The sequence below is a fragment of the Achromobacter sp. MFA1 R4 genome (assembly GCF_900156745.1).
Classification (GTDB): Bacteria; Pseudomonadota; Gammaproteobacteria; order Burkholderiales; family Burkholderiaceae_B; genus Achromobacter.
Map to the genome: position 1 here is coordinate 1,598,740 of NZ_LT707065.1, position 24,093 is coordinate 1,622,832.

General features: G+C 65.7%; 19 protein-coding genes, 1 tRNA gene and 1 riboswitch. Of the genes, 7 read left to right on the plus strand and 13 right to left on the minus strand.

What is annotated here, in order from left to right; genetic code table 11:
- Nucleotides 1–2 precede the first annotated feature (2 nt).
- From BXA00_RS07225 to BXA00_RS07275, 11 genes are all read right to left on the minus strand, one after another.
- Nucleotides 3–1,922 carry a tetratricopeptide repeat protein gene (locus tag BXA00_RS07225; RefSeq protein WP_076517493.1) on the minus strand — a complete coding sequence of 640 codons (1,920 nt, stop codon included), beginning with the start codon at nt 1,920–1,922 and terminating at the stop codon, nt 3–5.
- Nucleotides 1,915–2,946 carry a sugar ABC transporter gene (locus BXA00_RS07230; protein WP_172805905.1) on the minus strand — a complete coding sequence of 344 codons (1,032 nt, stop codon included), beginning with the start codon at nt 2,944–2,946 and terminating at the stop codon, nt 1,915–1,917. The genes BXA00_RS07225 and BXA00_RS07230 overlap by 8 nt, the downstream gene beginning before the upstream one ends.
- A 121-nt stretch (nt 2,947–3,067) precedes the next feature.
- Nucleotides 3,068–3,784, minus strand: coding sequence for an ATPase (locus BXA00_RS07235; protein ID WP_076517495.1), 717 nt, complete (start codon nt 3,782–3,784; stop codon nt 3,068–3,070).
- Between the two features lie 9 nt (nt 3,785–3,793).
- A complete protein-coding gene (locus tag BXA00_RS07240; RefSeq protein ID WP_076517497.1) occupies nt 3,794–5,131 on the minus strand; it encodes an ABC transporter permease in 1,338 nt (445 codons plus the stop codon).
- Between the two features lie 7 nt (nt 5,132–5,138).
- The gene (locus BXA00_RS07245) at nt 5,139–6,296 is read right to left on the minus strand and encodes a polysaccharide biosynthesis/export family protein (RefSeq protein ID WP_076517499.1); all 1,158 of its coding nucleotides are present in this window, start codon (nt 6,294–6,296) and stop codon (nt 5,139–5,141) included.
- Nucleotides 6,297–6,339: 43 nt separating this feature from the next.
- A complete protein-coding gene (locus BXA00_RS07250) occupies nt 6,340–8,397 on the minus strand; it encodes a glycosyltransferase (protein WP_076517501.1) in 2,058 nt (685 codons plus the stop codon).
- Entirely contained in the window at nt 8,394–10,874 is a 2,481-nt protein-coding gene (locus BXA00_RS07255; protein ID WP_076517502.1) for a hypothetical protein, read from the minus strand. The genes BXA00_RS07250 and BXA00_RS07255 overlap by 4 nt, the downstream gene beginning before the upstream one ends.
- 38 nt (nt 10,875–10,912) lie before the next feature.
- Nucleotides 10,913–12,172 (minus strand): nucleotide sugar dehydrogenase, encoded by a 1,260-nt coding sequence (locus BXA00_RS07260; protein ID WP_083714209.1) that lies wholly within the window; start codon nt 12,170–12,172, stop codon nt 10,913–10,915.
- Nucleotides 12,173–12,844: 672 nt separating this feature from the next.
- A tRNA-Pro gene (locus tag BXA00_RS07265) sits at nt 12,845–12,921 on the minus strand.
- Nucleotides 12,922–13,044: 123 nt separating this feature from the next.
- Nucleotides 13,045–14,010: an octaprenyl diphosphate synthase gene (gene ispB, locus BXA00_RS07270; protein WP_076517504.1), complete on the minus strand. Its 966-nt coding sequence runs from the start codon at nt 14,008–14,010 to the stop codon at nt 13,045–13,047.
- 180 nt (nt 14,011–14,190) lie between these two features.
- Entirely contained in the window at nt 14,191–15,360 is a 1,170-nt protein-coding gene (locus BXA00_RS07275; RefSeq protein WP_076517505.1) for a fumarylacetoacetate hydrolase family protein, read from the minus strand.
- 141 nt (nt 15,361–15,501) lie between these two features.
- Here BXA00_RS07275 and BXA00_RS07280 point away from each other — a divergent pair, with 141 nt between their 5' ends.
- The 5 genes from BXA00_RS07280 (at nt 15,502) to proB (ending at nt 19,646) form a co-directional block, all read left to right on the plus strand.
- The gene (locus BXA00_RS07280; RefSeq protein WP_076517506.1) at nt 15,502–16,260 is read left to right on the plus strand and encodes an IclR family transcriptional regulator; all 759 of its coding nucleotides are present in this window, start codon (nt 15,502–15,504) and stop codon (nt 16,258–16,260) included.
- A gap of 251 nt (nt 16,261–16,511) precedes the next feature.
- A complete protein-coding gene (rplU, locus tag BXA00_RS07285; RefSeq protein WP_006216228.1) occupies nt 16,512–16,823 on the plus strand; it encodes a 50S ribosomal protein L21 in 312 nt (103 codons plus the stop codon).
- A 34-nt stretch (nt 16,824–16,857) separates the two neighbouring features.
- On the plus strand, nt 16,858–17,118 hold the full coding sequence (gene rpmA / locus BXA00_RS07290) for a 50S ribosomal protein L27 (RefSeq protein ID WP_006389959.1): 261 nt from the start codon (nt 16,858–16,860) through the stop codon (nt 17,116–17,118).
- A 199-nt stretch (nt 17,119–17,317) separates the two neighbouring features.
- Nucleotides 17,318–18,454 (plus strand): GTPase ObgE, encoded by a 1,137-nt coding sequence (gene obgE, locus BXA00_RS07295; protein WP_076517507.1) that lies wholly within the window; start codon nt 17,318–17,320, stop codon nt 18,452–18,454.
- A gap of 55 nt (nt 18,455–18,509) precedes the next feature.
- Nucleotides 18,510–19,646: a glutamate 5-kinase gene (gene proB, locus BXA00_RS07300; protein WP_076517508.1), complete on the plus strand. Its 1,137-nt coding sequence runs from the start codon at nt 18,510–18,512 to the stop codon at nt 19,644–19,646.
- A 2-nt stretch (nt 19,647–19,648) separates the two neighbouring features.
- On the opposite strand, the gene BXA00_RS07305 is transcribed toward proB, so the two are convergent.
- Nucleotides 19,649–20,362 (minus strand): winged helix-turn-helix domain-containing protein, encoded by a 714-nt coding sequence (locus tag BXA00_RS07305; protein ID WP_231952224.1) that lies wholly within the window; start codon nt 20,360–20,362, stop codon nt 19,649–19,651.
- A 54-nt stretch (nt 20,363–20,416) separates the two neighbouring features.
- Here BXA00_RS07305 and BXA00_RS07310 point away from each other — a divergent pair, with 54 nt between their 5' ends.
- On the plus strand, nt 20,417–20,866 hold the full coding sequence (locus BXA00_RS07310) for a helix-turn-helix transcriptional regulator (protein WP_076517510.1): 450 nt from the start codon (nt 20,417–20,419) through the stop codon (nt 20,864–20,866).
- 72 nt (nt 20,867–20,938) lie between these two features.
- Here BXA00_RS07310 and BXA00_RS07315 read toward each other — a convergent pair whose 3' ends face one another.
- Entirely contained in the window at nt 20,939–21,502 is a 564-nt protein-coding gene (locus tag BXA00_RS07315; RefSeq protein ID WP_076517512.1) for a preprotein translocase subunit SecD, read from the minus strand.
- Nucleotides 21,503–21,735: 233 nt separating this feature from the next.
- Nucleotides 21,736–21,843: riboswitch (TPP riboswitch) on the plus strand.
- Nucleotides 21,844–21,906: 63 nt separating this feature from the next.
- Between BXA00_RS07315 and thiC the strand changes: the two genes are divergently transcribed.
- Entirely contained in the window at nt 21,907–23,820 is a 1,914-nt protein-coding gene (thiC, locus tag BXA00_RS07320; RefSeq protein WP_076517514.1) for a phosphomethylpyrimidine synthase ThiC, read from the plus strand.
- Nucleotides 23,821–24,093 lie beyond the last annotated feature (273 nt).

Here is a 24,093-nt window from a genome sequence, read left to right on the forward strand (position 1 = left end):
TCCTATTCTTGCGCGGAGCGATCCGCCGCCGTGACGTGGCGCCAGATACCCCCGCTCAGGCGCAGGTTCTCCGGCGGACCGGCCAGGTGGTTGCGCAAGTGTTCGAAGTACGCCTTCTGCCAGCGCAGCGCGTACGCCTGCGCGTCCTCGCCCGGATTGGCGGCCGGCAGCATCTCCAGCGTGTACGCCACCTGGCCGTTTTCCCAACGCGGCGCATAGAACACCGAGGGCACGTTCATCCGCTGGGCAAGATGGGCCGCGAAGCCCGAATAGGTCACCTCCTGCCCTTCGAAGGTCGTGCGCGGCGCGGCGGGATTCGCCGCGCCATCGATGGCAAGGCACAGCACAAAGCCCGAATTGATTGCCCGCATGCACGACTTGGCGACCTGCGCCTCGGTCTGGTCGGCGGTGGAAATCAGCGCCTCGGCATAGGTGCTGCGGGCGATGCTGGGCGCCGATGCCAGCCAGCGAGACGGGATGCCGACCAGTTCCAGCGCCATCAGCCCGGCGTACATCGGGCCGACATGCGCCGTGGCGACCACGACGCCGCGCCCCGCCGCCAGCAGCGGCGCAAAGAAGCGCTCGCCGGTGTCCAGTTCGCCCAGCATTTCCATCGCTTCCTCGACCCGCTCCTCGCGGCATTCCAGCCAGTCGAAGAGCAGATGGTCGATCAGGTGGCCCCAGCGCGCGCGGCGTTCCCAGGTGGCGCGGTCGATGGACGTGTCGCCGCGCATCGACCAGGCCCAGTCCAGGCGCGCCTTCGGGATCGGCGCGGAATCAAGCTGTTCTTCCATGCGCGCCAGGGCTTCCTGGAACGTCTCGGGCAACTTCGCGCCGCGCTTGGCGACGTACTGCAGGAACATCGCCTCGGCCTCTTCCTTGCGGCCCGCCTGCGACAGCGCGCCAATGGCGGACCGCTGCCACAGCAGGTTGTCGGGCGACTTTTCCAGCAGCTTCATCATCTGGTCGGCCGCCTCGTCGTACCGCAGGGTGTAGCGCAGCGCGCGGGCGTACAAGCCGCGTGTCTGCTCCAGGTCGGGCGCCAATTCGATGGCGCGCTCCAGCGGCGCCACCGATTCCTTGTAGCGGCCGGCGCGCAGCAGGGTTTCGCCATGGAGCGTCAGCAGCCGCACGTCGTCCGGCGCCGCCTGCAGACCGGCTTCAAAATGCGCCAGCGCGTGCGTCTTGCGATCTTCTTCCGTGCCGCGCCGCAGGTGTGCCAACCCCAGCGACGAACGCAGCGCAGCGCAATCGTGGCCCGCGCGCAGCGCACCGTCGCCCAGGCGGATCGCCGCGGCGGTGCGGCCGTCGGCCAGCAGGGCGCGCACGGCCATCGTCGCCACCCGTTCATTGGGCAGCTTGTCCGGATCCAGCGCCGCCGCGATGCCGGACGCCTCGGCGACGTCGCCATTGCGCACGAAGGCCATCAACCAGGCATGTGCGTCTTCGGGCGCGCTCTGCGCGAGCGGCAGGGTCGCGCGGGCGACTTCTGCCGCCTGGTCCACGCGGCCCGCCTGCACGCGCAGTTGGATGCGCGCCGCATGCAGCGCCGTATTGCCCGGTTCGATGCCGGCGGCGGCGTCGGCTTCGGCAATGGCCCTGTCCCACTGCTCCAGTCGGCCCAGCAGGCTGGCCAGCAGGCGTCGGTCGTCAGCGCGCGTGGGATGCGCGGCGATCAGCGTCTCCAGCGCGGCGACGGCGGGCACCAGCCTGCCCTCTTTCACGTAAGGCGAAACCAGCAGCCGCCGAACCTCGCGCCACCCGTCCCTGGCCTGCCGCAGCGCGGGATCCAGCGCCGCCATGTCGCGTTCGGGCTGGGCCGAGGCCCGGATCTGTCCGATCACGTCCCGCAGGCGCGCGGTGGCGTCCTGCGGCTCGGCGCCGGCGTCGACCCGGCGGCTTTCGGTAGCGGTATCAACCATGACGCAGCCCCCTCAACAATGCCATCGCCACCCGAGCGATGAACATGAGCACAAAACCCAGCGCCAGCGCCTGCAGCAGCAGGATGCCCGCGCGCGGGCTGCTGGGCCGGTCCGTGGGTACCGGTTGCGCGATGATGGACAGATACCGCTGCAGGCGCAGCGCGTCCGTCATCGCCTGCTGGTAGGACTGCTGCGCCAGCGTCAGGTTCGAATCCGCGAACACCTGGGCATTGCGCAGCGCTTCGTATTCCTTGAGCTGCTTCGCTTCCGTATTGCCATCGCCGCTCAGGCGCTGGCGCACGGACGCGAGCCGCTTTTTCAGCGCCGCCACCTGCATCTGGGCCGGCTTGAGCATGAAGTGGTCCTTGTTGTTCAGGGCCCGAATCTTGTCCAGGTTGATCTGCGCGCTGCTCAGCTCGCCTTCCAGCTGGCTGGACAGGTTGAGCAGCATGGACACCGTCGCGCTCGGGTCGATGTTGCCGTGCTTCGTGCGCCACGTCGTCAGGGCGTCCCGCGCCGCCAGCGCCTTCTCCTCGGCAAACTTGACCGACTCCTCGCTCACCTTCAGCTTGTCGGCCACGCCCTTCTCGTTCATCGAGCTGACGAACTGCTCGGCCAGGCCGATCAGTTCCTTGGACAGCGTGGCCGCGTCTTCCGACGAGAACGCGCTGACCCGCAGCACGTCGATCTGCTCCAGCGCGTTGAACGACACGTGCACCGACGCCTGATAGGCGCGATACAGGTCGTCTTCGCTGGAATCCTCGGCCAGCCGGTTGAACGGATCCAGTCCGTCGTTCGTCAGATAGCGGCGCAGGCCGACTTTCCTGTCCAGTTGCTGCATGCTGTCGCGCGACTTCAGGAAGTCAGCAACGGCCCACCCGTCCACGAATCCGCCGAGCATGCCGCCCGAGTTGCCCGTCGTGAGCAGGCTGGCCGCCGCGCCGCCGCCGCCCTGCTGGCCGGACGCCGACTGCACGAAGAACCGCGACTCGGCCTCATAGCGCGGCGTGGCGACAAAGGACAGATAGATCAGCGCCAGCACCACGGGCACCAGGACGATCAGCGCATTGATCCAGCGATGGCGGCGCCGCTCGCGCAGCGCCGATTGCCGTTCGCGGCGACGGCGTTCGATCTCGGATCCGCCTTCAGAACCCGAGCTGGCCTTCGTCGAAGCCGCCTCCGAGGACGTCGTCGCCTGTGCCGGAGTCGCTCCGTGATCGTCGCGGGGGATACCTGCGGAGGCACTGGTCGAGGTCGTCGTCGATGCTGAGCGCGCTTCGTTCATAGATCAAGCCTTTGAAGCAATAATCCGCCAACTGATTCTGGCGATAACTGGAAAAAATGAGTGTCCGGCCCACCAGCCGCTCTTCGAAAAGAGCCAGCCAGAGCCGGGTGAAACGGCAAGGCTCGAAGGGGATGCTCCCTTCGATCACGTAGACATCGAACGCGGGCGCCAGCGCCAGCGCGAACGAGAACTCCTGCCGTACGTAAAGCGGCCAATGCTCCATGGGCTTGGCCAGCATCTTGGGATCGCTGATCAGGTCCGCGACCAGTTCGTACGTTGCGCCGGGATCGATCTCGTACATCTCGCTGACGAAGTCGATCATGCTCAGGCCGTTGGCCTTGCCGCGGATGAAGCCTTGCCGGCCGATGGCCCACGAGACGTTGCCGTCGTGCTTGACGAAGCCCTGGCGCGGCGGACGCAGGCAGCACAGCACGTCCACCAATTGACGGTGCATTTCCGGCGTGGGCGACAGCAAGGCATAGCGCCCGGCCGGAATGTCGAGCGTGGCATTGGCCAGCAGCGGCTGCCGGCTGCCAAAGGCATAGGGTTCGTCGGTTACGCCATTCAGATGGATCATTCCTCACCCTCACATCGGCTGGACATTGGGACGGGCCAGGCGCTCGGCCACCAGGGCGATCACCATCATGAACACCAGCGAGGTCAGGAAATACCCCAGGCTGGCGTCGTGCGACTGGTACGCCTGGAAGTACGCCGAGCGCAACAGCTGCATGCCATGCGCCAGCGGCGACCACAACAACCACGGCCGCAGTTGCTCCGGAAACTGCTCCGACACGAAAAAGACGGCGGCGAAGATCTGCAGGCCGCGCTCGATGATCGGCGCCAGCCGAAGAAAGAAGTGCCAGTACGTCGCAATCGACCCGAACAGCACGCCCATCGCGGCACCGGCAACCCCCATCAGCACGACGAAGGTGATGAAGCCGGGCCAACTCTTGGGCAGCGTGATGAGGCCGATCGCGTGGCCCGCGGTGATCAGCACCGCGAACACCACCAGGTACACCGAGACATAGATCATGGCCTGCACCAGCGCGCACATCAGCGGGGTGACGCCCTGGAAATTCAGCAGGCCGCGCGCGGAGACATACGCGGTGCTGCTCCGGAAGGCGATCTGGCGGAACATGATCCAGGTCGTCGCGCCCAGCAGCGAGAACGTCTGCACGTCCATGCCCAGGATGTAGTGCGTGCCCATCAGGATGTACAGCGACGAAATCAGCGTCAGCAGCACCACGGGCCCGACCAGCGCCCACACCAGCGCGATGCGGCTCTCGCCGTGCATCACGCGCAGCTGATAGATGAACATCGCCATCAGCGTGCGGCCGATCGGCCGGTGGCCGGCCGTATCCTGCGAATGCCCCTCGTGCAAGTGGCGCAGCCGGTCGCGCAGGATCGCCAGGTCGCCCGATTCGCTCTGCGCGACCTCGATCTCCAGCGCGATGTCGTTGCGCGACGCATGACGCCGCGCTTCGCGCGCCTCGTCCTGCTTGCGCCGCTCCACGCGGCGCGCGTGCGCGGCCGCCAGCCGCTCGTCCTCGGCCACCAGTTTGGCCGGCACGTAGCCCGGCGCGAACACTTCCACGCCCGCGCGGATGTCCTGCTCCAGCAGCCGCACGATGATGCGCAGGCGGCGCCGGGAGAAGTCGGCCACGGTCTCATCGACCTTGCCGCGCTCGATCTCCGCTTCCAGCTCCGCCTGAACGGCCTCGTACACCGCCCGCCGCGCCGCCACGGAATCGTGCGGCTCGCCCTGCAGGCGGGCAAGCAGCGGCTTGAACAGGACCGCCGGCGGCGCCTTGGCCTCGAACAGCGCGGCCGGATCCAGCCGCCAGTTGGCGACGCCGGATCCCACCGTGTAGTTGCTTGCTTTCCGGCGCGAGCGCCAGCCCTTGATCCGGTCCTCGTTACTCATGGACACGCTATTGGGAAACGCCGGTCGAACTTCCGCCCGAATCGCTGTCGATGGCTCGCGTGGCGCTGAAGCCGGCGCTCATCGTGACGCGGAAGGCCGACAGCACCTTCTGCACCTGCGTGAACGGCGCATCCGAGATATAGATGGCCTGTCCTTCATGAACCGTGAACTCGCGGGCCAGCGCCACCTGCTCCGGTCGCGTGAGGTCAAACTGGTAAACCACGGGCAGCATGTCCGGCTTGCCCTCGGCCCCGGCCTTCGCGGGCGTGAACAGGAACACCGAACGCGGATCGGCCAGCTTGTCGTCCAGGCCGCGGGAATCGGCCAGCGCGTCCAGCACGCTGTAGTTGCGCTTGCTGATCTCCACCCGGCCTTGCTGGCCGGCCGCGCCCAGCACGGTCAGGAATTCCTTGGCATCGTAGGCGGTGATGACATCGCCCGAGCGCAGCAGGATGTCGTTGTTCTGGTTGCGGTAGATGTCCGCCAGCCGCACCGAGGCCACCTGGTTGTCGCGGCGCAGGCTGATGATGAGCTGCTCGGGATTCGTCTGCACCGGCGCGGCCTGCGCCAGCGCGCTGCTCAGGCGCTGGGCGGTCTGCGTGATGGGGTACATGCCCGGCTTGGTCAGGTTTCCCTGCACCGTCACCATCTGTCCGCGCGCGTCGGCCGCGCGCGTGACGCTGACGTCGGCGCCAACCACGAGCTTGCTCAGGCGCGCCACGATGGCGTCATGCAATTGCCCCAGCGTCATGCCCTGGGCCCGGAACTTGCCGATGATCGGAAACGTGATGTTGCCGGCGCTGTCGATGTCCTGGTTGCCCAGGTCGCTCACGCCCGACGGATCCGCGGCGAACACGCCCAGTCCGCCGCGTTCCCAGACTTTCACGTTGATGCCGTCGCCCGGCACGAGCTTGTCGAATCCCGCCTGTGTCAGGTCGCGATAACGCACGGGAAAGTCGGCCACTTCGGGAACCCTGCTCTTTTGCGCGAGTTCGCGCGACACGGGCATCACGATGACATCCTTGTCATCGTGAGCGCCGGTCATTTCGCTGAGCATCGGGCCGGACCGTGGGAGCTGGCAACCCGAGAGTGTCAGCGCTGCAAGCAGCAGCATGGCAAGCGTCGCGTAGCGCCGCGCGCCCAGGGCCGGGACGTTCATTAGCATAGGTTCCTTCAGCTTCAACACTTTAAAAAAGAGCGACTGCGTGTCACGCCTGCATCAGGCGCTTGGGCGCCACGTCGATGCGCTCGTCGTTCTCGGACTCGGTCATGGCGGGCATGCAGATGCTCATGAACTTGGTGAGCATCGCGTCCAGCGAGAACAGCTTCTGCGCCCGCTGGCGGCTATTTGCCCGCATGTCCGCATTGCTGCGCACCTGGTCCACCATGTTCAGGACCTTCTCGCATGCCTCGTGCATGTCGGGATGATCCACGCAACTGAGCAGGTGGCCCGTCTCGTCCTCGACAAAGCACTCTTCGGCGCCGCCGGCCGGCGTGGAAATCACCGGCACGCCCAGCAACTGCGCCTCGATCAGCACATTCGGCAGGCCTTCGTAGCGCGACAGCAGCACGCTGGCGTCCATCTTCGAATACCAGAAGCCCACGTGATTCGACAGCCCCACCAGCAACAGGCGCTCCAGCACGTCGTGCTCTAGCGCCAGCGCCTCGATGTTCTCGCGCAGGCGTCCGTCGCCCACGAGGAAAAAGCGCGCCTGCGGCCGCTCTTTCAGGTAAAGCGCCGCCAACTTGATGAAGAGCTGCGGACGCTTGTCCGGCTCCAGGCGGAACACGCCGCCGATCGTTTCCGTGGCGTCCTTGGTGCGCTCGTGGAAGGCTTCCCATTTTTCCTTGTCGGCGTCCGACGCATCGGTCGCCAGGTCGGGCACGCCGTTGTACAGGATGTGGAAGCGCTCGAGCGGCAGGTCCAGCCACTCGGCATACGCTTCAGCGGCCTTGCGGCTGTTGCTGACGAACACCACGCCCGGCACCTGAGCCAAGGCCTGGAACAGCTCCGGATACTCTTCGCGGAAACGGTCCTTGCGGATGTTCGGCGGCAGGCCGCGGAACACCAGGTGGATCGTCGGCGTGCCGGCCAGCAGCGCCGCCAGCGCGCCAAACAGGCACGTGCCGTCCTGCCACAGGCTGACCACGTCGAACCGGTTGGCGCGCAACACCGGCGCCAGCCGCGTCACGCCGTAGTGCACGGGCGGGGGCAGTTGTTCCAGCAGGCGGCCCAGGTTGCCTTCGGGCACGGACTGGTGCGCCACCGAGATCGCCGGCAGGCGGTTGATCTCAGTGACCGGAATCTGCGCCTTGATGAGCACCGGCAGGAAGAAGTCGTCCTGCTTCTTGGGCGACCCGGACGGCTCGGTGTGCTGCTTGACCAGCACCTCGACCTTCTTGGGCCGCATCAGGATGTCGGGCGGCTGCAGTTCCGGCGACGCCGCCAGACGAGTCAGCTCGCCCGCCAGGCGGGTCAGCTGGCGCTCGGCGCCGCCCGGTCCCAGGCTGCCGGTGACCAGCGCCACGGACACTGGCTTTTCCGGCGTGTTCTCCGCGATCTTGCGATTGCGAAAGTGCAGGATCGCGTGCTTCATCGACACGATGCGCACGTCCTTGCCCGCCAGCCCCTCTTCGGATTCGAAGCGCTGATAGAACGCGTAGTCACTGGCCAGCCCCTCGGCCAGTTCGGCCGCCTTGCTGCCCGGCGTCAGGTGCTTGGCCACGGGCGCGATCGCGTCCCACGCGTCGGCCAGCAGCCCGCGCTTGCGCAGGCGCTTGGCGAACTCCACGCGCATGTTGCGATCCGTGTGCTGCGAGATCAGACGCCGGAACAGCGCGTCGGACTGCTCGTGCGCGCGGATGTCGCTCAGCAGCTTCGCCCGCGAGAACAGGCGGTCGGGATTCGTCGTATCGGCCGGCAGGTGACGGTCGACCAGCGCCATGGCTTCGTCCAGGTGCCGTTCCTTCACCAGCCGCGTCGCGCAATAGCGCACGATCTGCAGGTCATCCGGGCATTCCTCGAGCAAGGTCGCCCATTGCTCGGCCATGCCCTCGTTCAGGCCCGCCGACTCCTGCAGGCGAAGCAGGAGAAAGCGGACCTTCGAGTCCTCCATGTGATCGCGGGCCAGCGCCTTGGCCCGCGCCAGGTTTTCCTGAGCGACTTGAACCCGCCCCGATGCCGCAACGATTTCCTCCAACTGCGCCTGAACTTGCTGAAGATCGGACTTGGCGTCCGCTCGCTCGGTAATCAGAGGAGGATTCATGCCGCCTTTCTCCGGTTGAGCTTCTCGATCCAGGCAAGGCAGCGCTCGATGTAATGGTCGTACTGCGACGGGTTCTCGGAACGCGCCTGCAGCTGCTTCCAGTACGGCAGGGCCTGTTCGAAACGATGCAGACGCATGGCGCCGACCGCGGCCAGGCGCAGGCCGATGGGATCGTCAGGCACGAGCGACACGATGCGTTCGCCCAGCGCCAGGCGCTCGGTCGTGCTGGACGGTTCCAGGCCGCGAGCTTCGGCGTACAGATAGGCCAGGATGCGGCGCTTTTCGTGCTCCACTTCCGGCATGCCAGGCCACGACTGCGCCACGCGATCCAGCAGCCTCCACGCGGCCTGATGCTCGCCGTTGGACAGGAGCTCGCGGGCGCCGCGGATGGCGCGCGGTCCAAGCCGGCCCAACTGGCGCTCGGCCTCGTCCTTGGCGCTCTGGTCGGCGCCCGGGTGGGCCAGCACGTCCTTGTACGCGTCGATGGCTTCACCGAACCAGCCGCCATTGAAGGCCACGCGCGCAAAGTGCAGCTTGGCGCTGAACGGCGCGGCCTCGCCCGTGGCAGCCACTTCCAGGTGGCGCATCGCCGTCTTCTTGTCGCCCAGCGCATCGGCTGCGCGGCCACGCATGGCGTGCAGCTCGGGGAAGTCCACGTTGGTGTCGATGGCCAGGTTGGTCAGGTCGATCACTTCCTTGTGGTTGCCGGCGACCAGCGCGGCACGCACGCCCAGGCGCATGGCGCGTTCAAACGCGCGCTGCGCCCGTGCGCCAGCCAGCGCGTCGGGGTTGAGCAGCCGGTGCGCGCAGATGCGTTCGGCCGCGTCGCGCAGGCGTCCTTCCTCCAGCGCGCGGTTGCCTTCCTCGGCCCAGGTCGCGGACTGCGCCTGCAGCCATTCGCCGATGGGCTCCTGCTCGCTCTTGGCCAGGCCGCACGAGGCCGCCAGCGTCGCCGCGGCCATGATGCAACCGCGCCACGAGGCTTCCTTGACCAGTTCCAGCGCGGCGCCGTCGTCCAGCGAAGGATGTTCGGTCGCCAGCTCGCGCAGCGCCTCGCGGTCGCCTGCCAGCAGGCGGTCGCGCCACAGCACCGCGAAACCGCGGCCGTAGCCCGGGATCGCCGCGCGGACCTCATGGACCCAGCGGATGGCCGCTTCCATATCGCCGCCCGTCTGCAGCAGCGAGAGCACGGTGTCGGCGGCTTCCACCGCCATCGCGTCGTCAGCGTCGCTGATGCGGAACAACTGCTTCCAGTTGCCCAGGCTTTCATCCACGTACCCCAGGTGGCCCGCGGATACCGCCGCGATGCGCACGATTTCCGGCGTTTCGATCTCATCGCCCAGCAGGCCGGCCGCAAGCGAGTACGCCACGTCATAGCGGCCCAGCTTGAACTGGTTGCGCATCAGGATCTGTTCGGCCTTGCTGCCCGAGGCCAGGGCGCCATCGGCGGTGCCCAAGAGCGCGAGCGACCCTTCGTAGTCGCCCAGCTCTTCCTGGAACCGCGCAAAGAGCAGCACGTGGTCCTGCAGCCCGGGAAAGCGGCGCAGCACGTCGCGCACGCGGCGCGAAGCCTCGCGCAGCTCGCCCGATTCCCAGAGCTTCTCGATGCGCTCGGCGCTGTCTTCGGCGCCCAACTTGGGCGCGGAGGGTTGCGGCGTCGCGGAGCCCATCCGCGGGCGGATGAAATTCTTGAACCAGTCGGTATAGAGGCGCTCGGCAAAGACCGGGGTGTAGTGAGTCAGGTCCAGTCCGCCGTCTTCCATCGCGTCGGCCTGGCCGATCTTGTTCATCAGCGGCGTCGGGTCGTAGCAAGGCACGCCGATGCGCTGGGCGGCGGCGGTGATCGCGGAGATCAACTGCTGACGCTGTTCGATGGGCACGTTGTCCGGCGTGTGGGCGTTGACGTGCGTGACGAAGACGACCTTTTCGCGGCCCAGCAGCTCGACGAGCTGGCGCATCTCCTGCTCGATCTCCTCGTCCGTCTGGTCGCGCTTGACGATGCGGGCCAGCAGGTCGCGGTCGTCCGGGCTCAGGCTCTTGAAGACCGGGTCCTGATCGAGCAGCGCGCGGCGCTCGGCCAGGCGCTCGGCCGAGGCCATCGACCAGAACGAGCGGGTGCGCGCGCGGTCGGCGAAGAACTCACTGAAATAGCGGCCCAGGTAATTGGACTGGATGGGATAGCCGTCGATCGCCAGCAGCTTGCGCGAGGACAGCTCGACCATGTACAGGTCGGCGGGCTTGTGCGTGCCGTTGCGGGCCTGCTCGCCATTCGAGGGCCGGAAGATCAGGCGCTGGACGTCGGCGGGAATGTCGCCCTGGCCGAACATGAAGCGGGCCTGCTGGAGCGCTTCGGCGGCCGTGTGCACGAAGCCGTAGTTGCGGCCCAGTTGCAGCTTGATGGGGTAGCGTCCCACGGCATCGCGCAGCGGCGTGTGGATGCGGCAGGTTCCTATCGGAGCAATGGTAAATGCAGTCATTCAGGGTCTCTCCTGGATTGATGGATTGCGCGCCTGAACTAGAGCGTCCAGTACAAGAGGTCGGCCGGAAGCCGTTTGGCATCCAGGACGGACTTCAAGTCGCACACCATGCCGCCGTTCTTGACCAGTTGCGGCAGGTCTTCCCAGATGGTTTCCATGGTTTCGCGGTGCGGCACCGCCAGGATCAGGACGTCCATGTCGCGGAACTGATCGCGCTCGACGAGCTTGATGCCGTACTCGTGCTCCATCTGCTCCTGATCGACCATGGGATCGCACGCGATCGGGGTGATGCCGTATTGGCCCAGGGCGTTGTAAAGATCGACGATCTTCGAATTGCGGATGTCGGGCACGTTCTCTTTGAACGTCATGCCCAGGATGCCGACGCGGGTGGACGCGTTCAGGCGGCCATTGCGGGCCAGGGTCTGCACCACGCGCGACGCGACGTGGGCGGCCATGCCGTCATTGATGCGGCGGCCCGACAGGATGACTTCGGGGTGATAGCCCAGTTCCTGGGCCTTGGACGTCAGGTAGTAAGGATCGACGCCGATGCAGTGCCCGCCCACCAGCCCGGGCGTGAACTTCAGGAAATTCCACTTGGTGCCGGCGGCGGCCAGGACTTCCGACGTACGGATGCCGACCAGGTCGCAGATCTTCGACATTTCGTTCATGAGCGCGATGTTGATATCGCGCTGCGTGTTTTCCAGCACCTTCGCCGCCTCGGCGACCTTGATGGAGGAAGCGCGGTGCACGCCCGCGTCGATAATCTGCTCGTAGACGCCGGCGATGACGTCCAGCGATTCGGCGTCCTGGCCGGAAACGATCTTGACGATTTTCTCCAGCGGGTGTTCGCGGTCGCCCGGGTTGATGCGCTCGGGGCTGTAACCCAGCTTGAAATCGACGCCGCAGCGCAGGCCGGACACTTTCTCAAGCTCGGGGCCGCAGATTTCCTCGGTGGCGCCGGGGTGGACGGTCGATTCGAATACCACGATGCATCCGGGACGCAGCACGGGGCCGATCGATTGGCATGCCCGGACCAGCAGGGAAAAATCGGGATTGTTTTTCTCGTCAACGGGCGTCGGAACGGCAACCACGAAAAAGTCGCACCCTTCCAGTTCCGATATCTTGTCGGTGAACTGCATCGGGGAAGCCAGCAATACGTCGCGCTCGATCTCGCCGGTCCAGTCATCACCCTCTTTCAGCCGTGCGATTCTCCGCTTGTCCACATCAAAGCCGATGACATCAAAGCGCCTGGAAAATGCCACTGCCACGGGCAGGCCGACATATCCAAGGCCACACACTGCGATTCTCTTTACCACGGGGGACCTCACTGTTTTCGTCGTGTCGCAGACACTAGAAATCGACGCCCGCCGACAAACGAAATCGACATGAAATCGAAATACGTTTGCCGTATCAGGGCGGACATATTGCTGGGATTTATTACAACTCGATACCTAAACAGGCATGCCAAGTTTCGAGCCAACGAATCGTAGATGGGCAGAACAGCAAACTTTTTTCTAAAAATTATTATTGCTGTGGAAATGAGTCAGACCGGCCCGTAATAAACCCGGGAATTCCCTCAAAGAATTACATTCATTACACAAACCGCAACACTGGATCCGGGCTTAATTGTGAGTAAATATTAAAAGTCGTTTTTCTTGTTCCGGTTTAACCAAACTGAAAAAACGCATTATCCATTTCCGAGGTTATTTATTTATCGCTTGGGGCAATATGAAGCCTTCCGGACACGATCTGGAAATGTTCTGGAAATGTTCCGGAAATGCTGTGGAAATGTTTTCAGGTGCATTTTTGGGCGGTGGCTTTCGGAATTTCGCTTTCAACAGCAATCGCCATGCCGCCACGTCCATTTTGCGTCGCAAGGCCCAAACGCAAAAAAGCCGGTACGCTTGCGCGATACCGGCTTTCAGCCAAAGGTGTCGGGAAACACCTTCAAGAATTCGACCACAGATAAGTGGTCGGGGCGAGAGGATTCGAACCTCCGACTCCTGCGTCCCGAACGCAGTACTCTACCAGGCTGAGCTACGCCCCGATTTTTACTACTTGCTCTTTCAAGCTACATCCCGCGGAGCTCAGTACCGTCGGTATGTGTTTACTGCCACTGCTACTGCTTTTCGCTTCGAAGTTTTCGCTGCCGTTTTGATCAACGATTTCGTTAGCGATCTCTATTCACCGCGAAAGCGCAGAATTCTAACAGAGAATTTTGAAAAGGGGAAATGGGGTAGATCGAAAGGGCTTGGCGGGCCAGGTCAGCCTCGGCCACGGCGGCCAGGCGGGCGTGTTCCAGGGCGTCCGTGGCCTGGATGGCGGCGGCCACGGCGGCGAAGTCGGCGTCGCCCGTCTTGATCGCGTCGCGGATCAGTTGCTGCTGCTCGGGCGTACCGACTTCCATGACGCGAATCAGCGGCAGGGTCGGCTTGCCTTCGCGCAGGTCGTCGCCAACGTTCTTGCCCAGCGCGGCGGCGTCGCCGCTGTAGTCGAGCACGTCATCGACCAGCTGGAACGCGGTGCCCACGTGGCGGCCATAGGCGGCCGCTGCGGCCTCCTGCTCGGGGGTGGCGCCCGCCAGCACCGCGCCGACCTGGGCGGCGGCCTCGAACAGCTTGGCGGTCTTGTAGCGCACCACCTGCAGGTAGCGCTCCTGGGACACGTCTGGATCGTGCACGTTCAGGAGCTGCAGCACTTCGCCCTCGGCGATCACCGTGGTGGCTTCGGACAGGATGCTCATGATGCGCATCGAGTCGGCCTCGACCATCATCTCGAACGAACGCGAATACAGATAGTCGCCCACCAGCACGCTGGCCGCGTTGCCGAATACGGCGTTGGCGGTTTCGCGGCCGCGGCGCAGGTCCGATTCATCCACGACGTCGTCGTGCAGCAGCGTGGCCGTATGGATGAATTCCACCACGGCGGCCAGAAGCTGGTGATGCGTGCCTTCGTACCCCAGGGCGCGCGCCACCATCAGCACCATGGCCGGGCGCATGCGCTTGCCGCCGGCCCCAATGATGTAGTCGCCGATCGTGCGGATCAGGACCACATCGGAATTCAGCCGCTCGCGGATAACCGCGTCGACGGCTTTCATATCGTCAGCAATGGGGGCAATGAGCGCGGGGAGATTCAAGACGTATCCGACAAGTGTGAAGCGAGCCGCGTGACGGCTCTTACCGCTGGGCCCGCCAGCGGTCGGCGGGGGATTCGACCACGGATTATACGGGGAGTGCGTGGGAAATCCGGGCACGCCCGCCACGCACGGCAGGGCCCGCCGCCGCGCGCCCTGTCCAGGTCGGATCCGCTGGCCGGATCAGCGCCCGTGGGGCAGCAGGCCGCGCGCCGCCAGATTGGCGTAGAGGGCGCGCACGCCGAAAGTCCAGGGCGGGATCGCGCTGGTCGATTGCACCTCGTTGACCAGCGCGCCCAGGCGCTCCGAGGCGATGACGACGCGGTCGCCCGGCAGATGGGTAAAGCCCGTGCCGGGGCCCTTGCGGTCCTTGGTCGGTGAAAACATGGTGCCCAGGAACAGCATGAAGCCGTCGGGATACTGGTGGTGGGCGCCGCAGGTCTGGCGCACGAGGTCCAGCGGGTCGCGGCTGATTTCGCGCATGTGGCTGACGCCGTCCAGCTCGAAACCGTCCGGGCCTTCGATGCGCAGAGACACGTCGGCCTGCCGCACGCTGTCCAGCGTGAAGTCGCCGTCGAACAGCCGGATGAACGGGCCGATGGCGCACGAACCGTTGTTGTCCTTGGCCTTGGTCAGCAGCAGCGCGCTGCGGCCTTCGATGTCGCGCAGGTTCACGTCGTTGCCCAGGGTGGCGCCGGCCACCTCGCCCCGGCTGTCGACAGCCAGCACGATTTCCGGCTCCGGGTTGTTCCACAAGGACTCGGGCAACACGCCGATACGCGCGCCAAACCCCACCGAGGCCATGGGCGGCGTCTTGGAAAAGACTTCGGCGTCGGGGCCGATGCCGACCTCCAGGTATTGGGACCATTGACCGGCCTCGACCAGTTGCGCTTTCAGGCGATTGGCCTCGGGCGATCCGGGACGCAGGCGAGACAGGTCGGAGCCGATCAGCCCCTGCATCCTTACGCGGATCTCGTCCGCGCGACTGGCATCGCCGCCGGCTTCTTCTTCGATCAGGCGTTCCAGCAGGCTGATCGCGAAGGTGACGCCCGCCGCCTTCACCGGCTGCAGGTCGCAGGGCGCCAGCAGGCGCGGCCCTTCCAGGCCCTGCAGGGTGGCGGACATCAGCGCGCGCACGTCGCCCAGGGATTCGCCCCTGGCCTCGCGCGCCAGCGCCACGCGGTCGGGGCGATCCAGCAGGTCCGACACCGTGGGCGCCATGGCGGTGATGTCCATCACCTCGCCGTCCCGCACCAGGACCACGCTGGGCCCATTCACCGGGCCGGGCCGCCAGACGCGGCCCACCAGCAAGGCCTGGGACAGATCGGCCGGCAGCATATTGTGTTCGTTCATGACGTCTCCTCGCTTGCTTATATAGGCTTAATAGGTCTTCGCCATGGTGGCGGATCCACTGCTGCGGGCCAGTCTAGGGGACTTCATTTATCATGTCCAATATCTTGTTTTTTGGTCCAATATATTGGAATTCCAGCCGCCATGGCCAACGATTACGACGTCCCCGCCGTCCGGCGAACGCATGACATCCTGCGGGTTTTGTCCAGCCGCCCCACACCCGTGAAGGCTGCGGAACTGGCGCAGGCCTGCCAGTTGCCCAAGAGCACGCTGTACCTGCTGCTCGATTGCCTGGAACAGCGCCGCTGGATCGAGCGCCAGGAGGGCGGCTACATCATCGGACTCGAACTGATGGCGCTCGGGTCCGCCTACCTGCGCCACGACGGATTGCAGGCCGCCTTTCACCAGGCCGCCAGCGCATTCGTGGACCGCTGCAACGAGGTCGTGCAACTGGCCGCGCTGGACGGCTTTGACGTGGTCTACCTCGCGCGGGAAGACGCGCGCCGGCCGGTACGGCTGGTGTCCGACCTGGGCCTGCGGCTGCCCGCGCATGCCTGCGCGCTGGGCAAGGCCCTGCTGGCCAGCCTGCCGCCCGAGGAGCTGGCCGCCCGCCTGCCCCAGACCCTGCCCCGCGTGACGGACCGCACGATTGCCGACGCGACTCGCCTGCATCGCGAACTGGACGCCGTGCGCCGGCAGGGCCTGGCCGAGGACCAGGAGGAAGTCGCCGCCGGCCTCGTGTGCTACGCGGCCTTTGTCGGCGTCACGCCGCTGGGCAAACGCGTGGCGGTCAGCACGTCCATCCCCGCCGACCGCCTGGACGACGCCCACCGCCGCGACGCCACGGAGGGCATCCGCCGCGTGGCGCGCGACATCGCGCTGCGCGTGATCCCGGGCGCGTGAAGCCTCGACGCCACACCTAAGCCCTTAGCCTGCAACAGCTTTTTGACTTTCGGAAAGTCCCGGGCTAATATCTCGGATTCGGTCAGCAATGGCCGAATTACGTCGGTTGTTTACGCAAGCTACTTGCAAGCCATTTGGCGATCCAGTGCCCAGATTCTTTGAGCCCGCCATTTGAGTCCGCCAAGACGGCATCCATGCCCAGCAGGGCTGGCAGCGTGAACGAACCCATTTACCTATTTAAGGAACACCCCATGTACGCGGTCGTAAAAACCGGTGGCAAGCAGTATCGCGTTGCCGCTGGCGAAAAACTCAAGATAGAACAGATACCGGCTGACATTGGGCAAGAAATCACCCTGGACCAAGTGCTGTCCGTGGGCGAAGGCGACCAACTGAAAGTTGGCACGCCCCTCGTCTCCGGCGCCGTGGTCAAGGCAACGGTTCTTGCGCAAGGCCGCCACGACAAGGTCAAGATCTTCAAGATGCGCCGTCGCAAGCACTATCAGAAGCGTCAGGGCCACCGTCAGAACTACACCGAAATCCGCATCGAAGCCATCACGGCTTAAGAAGCGACTCGGTACCACTTAGCAGGAGCTAAACATGGCACAGAAAAAGGGCGGCGGCTCTACGCGGAACGGACGCGACTCAGAATCGAAGCGTCTGGGCGTCAAGGCATTCGGCGGCGAATTGATTCCCGCTGGTTCGATCATCGTGCGTCAGCGCGGCACTCGCTTCCACGCTGGCGTGAACGTCGGCATGGGCAAGGACCACACCCTGTTCGCGCTGGTCGACGGCAAGGTTCAATTCGGCTTCAAGGGCGCGTTGAACAAGCAGACCGTTTCGATCGTCGCTGCCGAGTAATCGGATAGCAGCCCGCGGACGGCAAGTCCGCGGACGCATACGGTCAGGGACGCGGTCCGCCGCGTTTCCGAACGGCAAAAGCCCTGTCGCGTGCGGCAGGGCTTTTTTGTTTTAAGGCAATGGGCGAGTAAGCTCTCCCATGCCCCCCGGCGGCGCCCGAATCGGGCATCCGCCCTCACCCACTACACGCGCAAACACCATGAAATTCGTAGACGAAGCCACCATTGAAGTGGTCGCCGGCAAAGGCGGCAATGGCGTGGCGAGCTTTCGCCGCGAAAAATTCATTCCCAGAGGCGGCCCCGACGGCGGCGACGGCGGACGCGGCGGCACCATCTATGCGGTGGCGGATCGCAACATCAACACGCTGATCGACTACCGCTACGCGCGCCTGCACCGCGCCAAGAACGGCGAAAACGGCCGCGGCTCGGACCAGTACGGCGCAGCCGCCCCCGACATCACCCTGCGCGTGCCGGTGGGCACGGTCATCCATGACGCCGAGACCGGCGAAGTCCTGTTCGACCTGAGCACCCACGACCAGAAGGTCGTGCTGGCCGCCGGCGGCCAGGGCGGCATGGGCAACATCCACTTCAAGTCCAGCGTGAACCGCGCCCCCAAGCAATGGACGCCGGGCAAGGAAGGCGAACACCGCTACCTGCGCATGGAACTGAAGGTGCTGGCCGACGTGGGCCTGCTTGGCCTGCCCAACGCCGGCAAGTCGACGCTGATCACGCGCATTTCCAACGCGAAGCCCAAGATCGCCGACTATCCCTTCACCACGCTGCATCCCAATCTGGGCGTGGTGCGCACGTCGCCGTCGCGCAGCTTCGTCGTGGCGGACATTCCTGGCCTGATCGAAGGCGCCTCCGAAGGCGCGGGCCTGGGCCACCTGTTCCTGCGCCATCTGGCGCGCACGCGCGTGCTGCTGCACCTGGTGGACGTGTCCACGCCGGACCCGGACGCCGATCCGGTCGAGCAGGCCGTGGCCGACGCGCGGGCCATCGTCGAGGAACTGCGCCGCTACGACCCCGAGCTGGCCGCCAAGCCGCGCTGGCTGGTGCTCAACAAGCTGGACATGGTGCCCGATTCCGAGGACACCAAGCGCCGCTTCATCGAGCTCTATGACTGGAAGGGGCCGGTATTCGGCATCTCCGGGCTGTCGGGCGAAGGCACGCAGGACCTGATCTACGCGCTGCAGGACTACCTGGACGCCGAACGCGAGAAAGAACAGCTTGCGCAGGACCAGGCCGATGGCAGCTACGTGGCGCCGGACCCGCGCTTTGACGACAAGCGCACCGACGCCGACAAGCCCGCCGCGCCGCGCGGCGACGACGAATAAGCCATAATCGCAGTCCCTACGATTACGCTTTTTTTCGCCGCAGCCGGCCGCCATCATGTCTGCTGAATCACCCGTCGTTTCCGTCGTCACCCACGCCCAGCGCATCGTCGCCAAAGTCGGCTCGTCGCTGGTCACCAACGAAGGCCGAGGCCTGGACCGCGCCGCCGTCGCGCACTGGGCCGCGCAGATCGCCGCCCTGCACAAGCAGGGCAAGCAGATCGTGCTGGTTTCCAGCGGCGCCATCGCGGAAGGCATGGCGCGCCTGGGCTGGCGCAAGCGCCCGTCCGTCATGCACGAACTGCAGGCCGCGGCGGCCGTGGGCCAGATGGGACTTTGCCAGGCCTACGAAGCCGCCTTTGCCGAGCACGGGCTGCGCACCGCGCAGATCCTGCTGACGCACGAGGACCTGGCCGACCGTCACCGCTACCTGAACGCGCGCAGCACCCTGTTTGCGCTGCTGCGGTTGGGCGTGGTGCCGATCGTGAACGAAAACGACACGGTGGTCACCGACGAAATCCGGCTGGGCGACAACGACACGCTGGGCGCCCTGGTCACCAACCTGATCGAAGCCGACACGCTGGTCATCCTGACCGACCAGCGCGGGCTCTACGATTCCGACCCGCGCAAGAATCCGCAGGCCACGTTCATGTCGCACGCCCAAGCGGGCGATCCGGCGCTGGAAGCGATGGCCGGCGGCGCGGGCAGCGGCATCGGCACCGGCGGCATGCTCACGAAGGTGCTGGCCGCCAAGCGCGCGGCACACAGCGGCGCGCACACCGTCATCGCGTCGGGCCGCGAGCGCAACGTGCTGACGCGGCTGGCCCAGGGCGAGTGCATCGGCAGCGAATTGCGTGCGGTGCTGCCGGTGTGGTCGGCGCGCAAGCAGTGGATGGCCGACCACCTGCGGTTGCGCGGGCGCGTCGTGCTGGATGACGGCGCGGTGCAGGCGCTGCTGCGCGAAGGCAAGAGCCTTCTGCCGATCGGCGTCACCGACGTGGAAGGCGAGTTCGGCCGCGGCGACGTCGTGGCCTGCGTGGACAGCCAGGGCCATGAATGCGCCCGGGGCCTGATCAATTATTCGTCTGCCGACACGCGCCGCATCCTGCGCCAGCCGTCGTCGCAGATCGCGCGCATCCTGGGCAGCATGACCGAACCCGAGCTCATGCACCGGGACAATCTGGTCGTGCTCTAGCCCTAGTCCGCCCCGGCCGGCGTCCTGGCGACGCCCTGGGGCAGCAGGATGTACCCCCACCCCCGCACCGCCAGCACAGGCAGTTCGATGTTGAACCGGCGCGCCTTGCTGCGCAGCCGCGACACGACCACGTCCACCCGGCGCGCTCCGTCCAGGGGATCGCCCGCAGCGCCGGGAAAGAAGCTTTCGCGATGCAGGCAGTGGCCCGGCGCATTGAACAGCCGAACGAGGATGGCGCGCTCGCGCACGGTAAGCGGCAGACGCTCGCCGGCAGGACCGACCAGCAGGCGTGCGGGCGCGACGACGCGCCATGCGCACATGCCGCGCCGCGCCCGCCGGTACAGGCTGCGCAGCAGGGCATCCCATTCCAGCGGCTCGGTGGTGGCCGGCGCGCACGCGTCGACCCCCGCGTCCAGGGCGGCCGCCCGCTCGGCCGCGGACGCGCCGCAGGCCTGCCACACGACGGAAGCGCCCGGCGCGGCGCGGCGCAATCCGACGATGAGCTCGGGCATGGCCGCGCAGGGCCCCCGCAACACGAGCAGGTCGGCGGGGTGGCGCGGCAGGGTTTCCTGCAGCGCAGCCAACGAGTCGAAGACGCGGACGTCCCACCGGAACTGCCGCAGCGCAGCGGCAAGATTCTTGCCGGCTATTTCATCAGATTGCACGACGAATACGACGCCCCGCTCCAGCATGAAGTTGCCCTTGCCAGTTATCACCTAAGTAATACTTATAGCCACCAAAGTGACAGATCAGCAAGCTTCAATCGCCTTGTGAAAACATTCTCAGACCGACTGAAGCACGCGCGTCTCTTACGTGGCCACACGCAGAAGGCGCTCGCGCGTCTGGTGCGCATCTCCCAAAGTGCAATCGGCAGCTACGAAAGCGGTTTGCGGCATTCCAGCCGGTCCGCGCGCAAGCTGGCGCAGGTGCTGAAGGTTGAGGTCGAATGGCTGGAAACCGGCAAGGGTCCCATGGAGCTTCCCATGGACGGCTACGACCTGAGCAACACGCTGCCGGTATCGGGCGTGGCCGAATCGGCGCCGCGTCCCGGCGGCCGGCCCCGTCCGATGGCGCCCTGGCCCTACCCCAATATCTCGCCTTCGCAGTTCGAGTCGCTTACGTCGGAAGACCGCGCGATGCTGGAGGCGCTGACGCAGACCTTCATCGAAACGACGTTGCTCAGGCGCGGCATCAAGCCGCGGGGCCGCAAGCCCGGCTGATCGCGCCGCGCGCAAGCGGCTCCTCTGGACGAAAAAAAGCCCGGCAAGCCGGGCTTGTTTGCGTGGCCCCGATCAGGGCTTGGCGGCGGGCGCCGGGGCGGCGCCACCGGCTGCGGGCGGCGTGACCGCGTCGCCGCGGATGCGGGCCGCGATTTCGGAGGCGGCCTGGGCGGACGGCACGCCGAATGCCAGCACGCCGCGGTTGAGCGGTTCGCCGATGAGCGGGGCCGCAACCAGTTCCTGGTCGATCACCAGCGCAAGCACGCTGCCGACGTTGGCGGTGCTGACGGCGGTGAGCTTGCGCGTGCCGGCTTCGGAGAAGCGCAGGCCCACGAAGTTTTGACCCTGGCGATCCACCAGCGCGGCGGCGTCGGTCAGGTCGGCGCGGGTGAGGACGGGCGTTTCCTGGAGATAGAGCTTGCCGTCGGGCAGGCTGACTTCACGCAGGTCGGGGCCGGGTTCGCGCTTGGCCAGGTAGAAATCCACGCGCGTCGCGGTGGCGGGGGCCGTCGATTGCTGGCCCGCCTGGGGAGTGGCCGCGGCGTCGGACGTCTTAGTCGGGGCGGTCTTGCAACCCGCTAGCGCCAATGTCACGACTACGAGGGCGGGCGCCAATGTGCGTAGGTTCAGTTGCATGCTCGATTCCTTCTTAAGTGGGCTGATGCCGGGCGGTAAGACACTAAGACTGTACACGCGGCGTGTGGAAAAAAGTGTACCGAACCTGAATGACAGTGTCTGCCGAGACTGAATCCAAATGTAAAGCAGTAATACCAGCATGCTTGGCGGCACGTTTTCCGCGCCGATTCGCGCCGGACAGGACGCGGTGCGCAGGTTGATGGATGCGCGGCGTCGTCTTCGCTCTATACTTCGCGTTCACGCAGGGGTACTCGTCCCGCTCTTTCGGCGGCGACGTGTTGAGAGAGTCCCTTCGTACCAGTACGGATAATGCCGATGCTGGGAGCGTATTCCCGCCACGCGTCTTCGCACGCCCAGGCGGGAGTCCATCCCGATCGGCTCCAACCACTCGCTTGGAGCTTTCCATGAACGCCAATCCCAAATTCCTGGCCGCCACCGCCGAAGTCGACGCGGCGGCCGTCGCGCCGCTGCCCAAATCCCGCCGCGTGTATGAAGTGGGCTCGCGCCCCGACATCCGCGTGCCTTTCCGCGAGATCGAGCAGGACGACACGCCGACGATGTTCGGCGGAGAGAAGAATCCGCCGTTGACGGTGTACGACTGTAGCGGTCCCTATACGGACCCCGAGGTCAAGATCGACATCCGCCGCGGCCTGCCGGCATTGCGCCGCGCCTGGATCGAGGAACGCGGCGACACGGAGGTGCTGGCGGGCCCGACCAGCGACTACGGCAAGTCGCGCCTGACCGATCCGAAGCTGACGGCGATGCGCTTTGACCTGCAGCGCCCCCCGCGCCGCGCGAAGTCGGGCGCGAACGTGTCGCAGATGCACTATGCGCGACGCGGCATCATCACGCCGGAAATGGAATTCGTGGCGATCCGCGAAAGCCTGCGCCGCGAACACTATCTGCAGACGCTGCGCGACAGCGGCCCCGACGGCGAGAAGATGGTCAAGCGCCTGCTGCGCCAGCATCCGGGCCAATCGTTCGGCGCATCCATTCCCGCCGCCATCACGCCGGAATTCGTGCGCGCCGAGATTGCGCGCGGCCGCGCGATCATCCCGGCCAACATCAATCACCCGGAAGTGGAGCCGATGGCGATCGGCCGCAATTTCCTGGTGAAGATCAACGCGAACATCGGCAATTCCGCGGTCAGCTCGGGCATTGGCGAGGAAGTGGAGAAGATGACGTGGGCCATCCGCTGGGGCGGCGACACGGTGATGGACTTGTCCACCGGCAAGCATATCCACGAGACGCGCGAATGGATCATCCGCAATTCGCCAGTGCCGATCGGCACGGTGCCGATCTATCAGGCGCTGGAGAAGGTGGACGGCAAGGCGGAGGATCTGACCTGGGAGATTTTCCGCGACACGCTGATCGAGCAGGCCGAGCAAGGCGTGGACTATTTCACGATCCACGCGGGTGTGCGGCTGCCGTTCATCCCGATGACCGCGGACCGCATGACCGGCATTGTCTCGCGCGGCGGCTCGATCATGGCGAAGTGGTGTCTGGCGCACCACAAGGAGAGCTTCCTGTATGAACGCTTTGAAGAGATCTGCGAGATCATGAAGGCGTACGACGTGAGCTTTTCGCTGGGCGACGGGCTGCGTCCGGGCTCGGGCTATGACGCGAATGACGAGGCGCAATTCGCCGAGCTGAAGACGCTGGGCGAACTGACGCAGGTGGCCTGGAAGCACGATGTGCAGGTGATGATCGAAGGCCCGGGCCATGTGCCGATGCAGATGATCAAGGAGAACATGGATCTGCAGCTGGAGCATTGCCACGAGGCGCCGTTCTACACGCTGGGGCCGCTGACGACGGACATCGCGCCGGGCTACGACCACATCACCTCGGGCATTGGCGCGGCGTTGATCGGCTGGTATGGCACGGCGATGCTCTGCTATGTGACGCCGAAGGAACATCTGGGCCTGCCGAACAAGAAGGACGTGAAGGACGGCATCATCACGTACAAGATCGCGGCGCATGCGGCCGACCTGGCCAAGGGACACCCGGGCGCGGCGATCCGCGACAACGCGTTGTCGAAGGCGCGCTTCGAGTTCCGCTGGGATGACCAGTTCAACCTGGGGCTGGATCCGGACACCGCCAAGGAGTTCCACGACGAGACCCTGCCGAAGGACTCGATGAAGGTGGCGCACTTCTGCTCGATGTGCGGGCCGCATTTCTGCAGCATGAAGATCACGCAGGATGTGCGGGATTACGCGGCGGCCCAGGGGGTCAGCGAGAAAGAGGCGTTGCAGAAAGGGATGCAGGAGAAGTCGGTGGAGTTTGTGCGGAAAGGGAGTGAGGTTTATCAGCGGCAGTGATGTTTTAGGGCTTTAGGCTGGCTGCGGAATGCGTTCTTGCGTTCTTGCGTTTTTGCGTTCTTGCGTTCTTGCGACGCCCGGCGCGGCGTGGGCCTGGGGTGAGCGGGGCTCCGGTTGCGGTCCGGAGCCTTCGCTCCGGACTGCCCCGCGCTCATCCTCGTTGCCGCCTCCGGCGGCTGCCTTCGGATTCCGCCGGGCGCACCTAAACGCCCCGCCCACCCCAGGCCCACGCCACACCGGGCTCGGGTGGTTTCAGCTTTGCGGGCGCTGGGG

Coding starts and splice junctions, on each gene's coding strand:
- rplU (WP_006216228.1), top strand. CDS start 16,512: ATGTACGCGGTCGTAAAAACCGGTGGCAAGCAGTATCGCGTTGCCGCT.
- BXA00_RS07280 (WP_076517506.1), top strand. CDS start 15,502: ATGGCCAACGATTACGACGTCCCCGCCGTCCGGCGAACGCATGACATC.
- BXA00_RS07275 (WP_076517505.1), bottom strand. CDS start 15,360: ATGAACGAACACAATATGCTGCCGGCCGATCTGTCCCAGGCCTTGCTG.
- BXA00_RS07250 (WP_076517501.1), bottom strand. CDS start 8,397: ATGAATCCTCCTCTGATTACCGAGCGAGCGGACGCCAAGTCCGATCTT.
- proB (WP_076517508.1), top strand. CDS start 18,510: ATGTCTGCTGAATCACCCGTCGTTTCCGTCGTCACCCACGCCCAGCGC.
- BXA00_RS07245 (WP_076517499.1), bottom strand. CDS start 6,296: ATGCTAATGAACGTCCCGGCCCTGGGCGCGCGGCGCTACGCGACGCTT.
- BXA00_RS07255 (WP_076517502.1), bottom strand. CDS start 10,874: ATGACTGCATTTACCATTGCTCCGATAGGAACCTGCCGCATCCACACG.
- BXA00_RS07225 (WP_076517493.1), bottom strand. CDS start 1,922: ATGGTTGATACCGCTACCGAAAGCCGCCGGGTCGACGCCGGCGCCGAG.
- thiC (WP_076517514.1), top strand. CDS start 21,907: ATGAACGCCAATCCCAAATTCCTGGCCGCCACCGCCGAAGTCGACGCG.
- BXA00_RS07315 (WP_076517512.1), bottom strand. CDS start 21,502: ATGCAACTGAACCTACGCACATTGGCGCCCGCCCTCGTAGTCGTGACA.
- obgE (WP_076517507.1), top strand. CDS start 17,318: ATGAAATTCGTAGACGAAGCCACCATTGAAGTGGTCGCCGGCAAAGGC.
- BXA00_RS07240 (WP_076517497.1), bottom strand. CDS start 5,131: ATGAGTAACGAGGACCGGATCAAGGGCTGGCGCTCGCGCCGGAAAGCA.
- rpmA (WP_006389959.1), top strand. CDS start 16,858: ATGGCACAGAAAAAGGGCGGCGGCTCTACGCGGAACGGACGCGACTCA.
- BXA00_RS07235 (WP_076517495.1), bottom strand. CDS start 3,784: ATGATCCATCTGAATGGCGTAACCGACGAACCCTATGCCTTTGGCAGC.